This is a genomic window from Streptomyces sp. NPDC057565 (genome assembly GCF_042801455.1).
GTDB classification, from domain to species: Bacteria; Actinomycetota; Actinomycetes; order Streptomycetales; family Streptomycetaceae; genus Streptomyces; species Streptomyces yanii.
Genome location: NZ_JBHVFU010000152.1, coordinates 1 through 3,505 on the forward strand (window position 1 = coordinate 1; position 3,505 = coordinate 3,505).

5 protein-coding genes are annotated in these 3,505 nt (G+C 66.8%); 3 read left to right on the forward strand and 2 right to left on the reverse strand.

Features of this window, described 5'->3' with window-relative positions; genetic code table 11:
- Positions 1-381: 381 nt before the first annotated feature.
- The 3 genes from ACFU8W_RS52190 to ACFU8W_RS52200 all read left to right on the forward strand — a co-directional run bounded on the left by ACFU8W_RS52190 (position 382) and on the right by ACFU8W_RS52200 (position 1,619).
- Positions 382-525, forward strand: coding sequence for a hypothetical protein (locus tag ACFU8W_RS52190; protein WP_384052901.1), 144 nt, complete (start codon positions 382-384; stop codon positions 523-525).
- Positions 526-636: 111 nt separating this feature from the next.
- Positions 637-846, forward strand: a complete 210-nt coding sequence (locus ACFU8W_RS52195; RefSeq protein WP_384052903.1) for a hypothetical protein — start codon at positions 637-639, stop codon at positions 844-846.
- A gap of 62 nt (positions 847-908) precedes the next feature.
- Positions 909-1,619 (forward strand): hypothetical protein, encoded by a 711-nt coding sequence (locus ACFU8W_RS52200; RefSeq protein ID WP_384052905.1) that lies wholly within the window; start codon positions 909-911, stop codon positions 1,617-1,619.
- A gap of 202 nt (positions 1,620-1,821) precedes the next feature.
- On the opposite strand, the gene ACFU8W_RS52205 is transcribed toward ACFU8W_RS52200, so the two are convergent.
- Positions 1,822-2,148, reverse strand: a complete 327-nt coding sequence (locus ACFU8W_RS52205; protein WP_384052907.1) for a helix-turn-helix domain-containing protein — start codon at positions 2,146-2,148, stop codon at positions 1,822-1,824.
- A complete protein-coding gene (locus ACFU8W_RS52210) occupies positions 2,148-3,383 on the reverse strand; it encodes a hypothetical protein (protein ID WP_384052909.1) in 1,236 nt (411 codons plus the stop codon). Before ACFU8W_RS52210 ends, ACFU8W_RS52205 begins: the two co-directional genes overlap by 1 nt.
- Between the last annotated feature and the right edge of the window lie 122 nt (positions 3,384-3,505).

Genomic DNA, 3,505 nt, shown 5'->3' on the forward strand with positions numbered 1-3,505 from the left:
CTCATCCGCCAGAACCACCTCGACCGTCGGCCGACCCATACGCGCCATGAACCCAGCCTACTTCTGCAATGAAATAAAGACTCAAGACACTAGATAGAGAGGGGGCGCCCGGGAAGTCCCTGCGCTCCAGAATCGACAGAGCTTGCGCGGCTTACCCGTCGCCGCTGTCTATTGAATGCGGCACCCGAAGCTGCTGTTCTGCCACCAGCTCACGCCTCTCACCATTTGTAGTCGGCCGAATCGCATTTGGGCTCGACTGCCTGATGAGCTGAGAGCGGTTCGGCCCCGGCACTTCCGCCGGGGCTTTCGTACTCCCTGCCACACCCCTGCCTTGGTTCCGCACGCCCTGAAACCGGAGATCCCTCATGGACGCACTCACCCTTGCCGCAGCTCTCGTGCTCGCTCTCGCCCTGCTCCACCGTTGTCTGCGTCGTCGCGATCTGCCGCGCACACCGGGCCGATGTCGTCGCCGTACTCCGGGCGCTGCCCGGACTCGTCACGGCCCTGCTCCGGCGGAAGCTGTGATGCCACCTCGACCCGGGGAGCAGCCCCCGTGGTGCGCGGCAGCCCCGCCTCGCCCGGGCCAGCAGCCGCAGCACCGCCTGGCTGATCCCCGGCCGGCAGCCCGGGCATCCGATGGACCCGACGAGCCTGCTCGACCAGCTCCGAGCCGCCGGATTTCCCGTCCAGCACGGCCGGGCCTCAGCAATCCGTCAACTGGTGCTCCAAGCCCCCGCACCCGTGATCGCCCGAGCCCTCGACTACCACGACAAGACCACCACCCACCTGGTCGTTGAAGCCGGTGGAACCTGGAGCCGATACGCCGCGGGCGATCACCGAAACTGAGCCCCAGCCATGAACTCATGCGGACCGGGCTGTCCTGGCAGCCCACCCGCTACCTTCCTCACATGGAACGGGCCACCATCCTGAGCAGCCTTGCCGCGCGCGGAACCGACACCGCCCCGCAGCGACTCACCGAACTTGCCGCCGAACTCGACATCCCGGCCGCCGACCTTCTTGTCGTTGCGGGCCACCCGGTGCCGGCGGACCTCCTTCCCCCGGAGCGCGACGCCAAGGTCTTGAGGCAGTTCGCCTACCGCGTCAGTCACTGCGACCACTCGCACCTGGCCGCGCTGGAGACCTTCGTTCGTTCGTTGCCCCGCGTGGACGCTCCAGGAGCCTTCGTACAGCCCGCCTGGCCGTCCCGACGCCCCGCCGAGACCAGGTTCGCCGCCCTGCTCGGCGAGTTGATCCGCAATCGCGGCTTCGGCATTCACGAACTGCCGTTCATGGGACTGTCCCTCAGCACGCTGCACGGGATGGTGTGGCGCTGGGAGCCGAGTCCGCACCGGCGGCAGCAGCTGTGTGCCATAGCCGGTCCGCTGGGCTGGGCCCTGCCCGATCTCTTCGCGGTCGCCGATGAGCCGTACTCGCAGGAGTTTCGCCCGGTGCTGCACTGCCGCCACCTCGGGCGGCTCTTCGCTGCTGCTGTCCCGTTGACCACCGCTCAGCTGATCGACACCGCCGAGGAGGCGGACCGGCTGAGTGTGCGTGAAGATCACGGGGCTTGGCAGCCCGTCTCGCAGGGCTTTGCCGAGGAGTGCCCGGACTTCCCCTGACAGCAAGAGCTGCTTCGGTTCCTTCTGGCATGGTCGGGCGCCTTCGCACGACGTCCGCGCCAGACAGCGTTAGCCCTCAGCCAGGCTCCCGCTAATCACTCAGCGCGAGCCCCATTGGACTCGGCCGCGAATACGCGACACCTGAACATGTGGGTCTACCAGTCCCGAGGCCGGTATTGCTCGCGGTTGCTGTAGGCGGGGCTCATGACTCCGGGGTGAGGCAGACGAGCTTGGGCCGTCGGGCGGACAGGTCGATCGGGGCCTCTTCGCCGGCTGCCCGGCGGGCCGGGAGGTTCTGTGCCGAGGTGGCGATCAGGTCGGCTGGTGTGCAGTCGAGGATGTCGCAGAGGGTGGCCGGCACCGGTAGGGACAGCCGTTCGGGGGTGCCGGAGACCAGGCGGTGGACCTGGGAGGAGGAGAGGGTGATGCCGCGTTCGGTCAGGTGCGGCATCAGCTCGGCGACGGTGAACATGCCGCAGGCGGCCATGAGTTCACGCAGTCGCCACCGGTAGTTGATCTGGCGTGGCATCACAAGGTCCTTCCCGGCCGCAGGGCGGCCTCGATCGTGGCGTCCAGGGCGCGACGTAGCGTGCAGGTGCGGAAGTCGGAGGAGACGCAGGTGTAGATCGCGGTCGCGGAGGCGTAGTCGTGGCCGACCTGGTGCTGGATTATCTTCAGTCGCATCAATCGCCGAAGCCCTGAAACGGACTGTTGCGTTGCGGACGATGTGCTCGACGGACAGGTTGTGGTGATCACCGGTTCTCTGAGACCGGCTTGATCGTTATCGTGACGAGACGGTAGTCGGCGCGGTTGGGAGAGCAGTTCGCTTGAACGGTTGAGCGTCACGGGCGCGGGTCGGCACCTCATGAGGTCCCGCCGGTCCCGGTGAGCGCTGCTGCTCTTGCCGATGACGGCCTGCGGCCTGGAGCGACTGGTAGCGGCTGCGCTTGGCGGTGTCGTTGAGGTGCTCGACCCGGCGATCGCCGGGTCGAGTACTCCAGCCAGCCACTTCTGCGGCACGCGTTGAAGTTGCTCGTCAGCCTCCGCGAGTAGCAGTCGGCTGGTGTGCTCGTCGGGCGTAACTGGAACGAGGAGGAAGTACTCCTTGACGACGGCGTTCCACATGCCCATCCACGGCCAGTCCGGGACCGTCGAGGGGGCTTGTCCGGCTGCCTCCAGGGATTGCAGAGCGCCTGCGAAGTCGCCGACCTGGCGTTGCAGTTGGACCAGCCTCAACAGCTTGCTGGCCTTCAGGCTCGACTCCGGTGGGCTCTGGCAGATCGCCACGGCCTCCTTCTGGACCGCCACTGCTTCCGTGAGGTAGCCGAGATGGGCCAGGTGGAACTGCAGCGTGTTGAGCGTGTCGTCGGTGCGTGGCTCATCGGCCGCCCATTCGGTCATGAACAGGCGCGATGCCTCGCGCTCGCCGAGGCGCGCGGCGTGGTAGGCCCAGGTCTTCAGGCTCTCCTCAGCCGGGCCGGGGGGAAATATCCTGCGTTGCTCTTCCAGCCATTCCTCGACGGCGGCATCGGTATGGCGGGACGAGGCGATCTCCTTGAGAATGCGATTACGCTCAGGGTGGGCGCTGGCCCGTACCACCTCAACGGTGGCTGCGATGCCTCCCGTGAGCAGGTGGTAGAGGTGGTAGCCGAGGGCCGTGTCGAAGCTGATGTTCTTGGCGGTCCAGTGCAACCACAGGTCCTCCACCTGCCGGTGCTCGGCGACGAGGAACCCGGCCAGCGTCAGGTCGGGAGCCAGCCCCATGGAGACGGTTTCCCGATAGAAGGTGGCCTAAGAGCTATCACGTAATGCCGGTGAGAACGTGCCCTGCTGCGGCGGGTGCCTCGTTTACCGGATGTCGAGCTTGAGGTTGTGGAGTGCGGCAA

What these genes read in the sequence shown, in the direction of transcription:
- ACFU8W_RS52195 (WP_384052903.1), top strand. Translation starts at nt 637, where the DNA reads ATGGACCCGACGAGCCTGCTCGACCAGCTCCGAGCCGCCGGATTTCCC.
- ACFU8W_RS52200 (WP_384052905.1), top strand. Translation starts at nt 909, where the DNA reads ATGGAACGGGCCACCATCCTGAGCAGCCTTGCCGCGCGCGGAACCGAC.
- ACFU8W_RS52210 (WP_384052909.1), bottom strand. Translation starts at nt 3,383, where the DNA reads ATGGGGCTGGCTCCCGACCTGACGCTGGCCGGGTTCCTCGTCGCCGAG.
- ACFU8W_RS52205 (WP_384052907.1), bottom strand. Translation starts at nt 2,148, where the DNA reads ATGCCACGCCAGATCAACTACCGGTGGCGACTGCGTGAACTCATGGCC.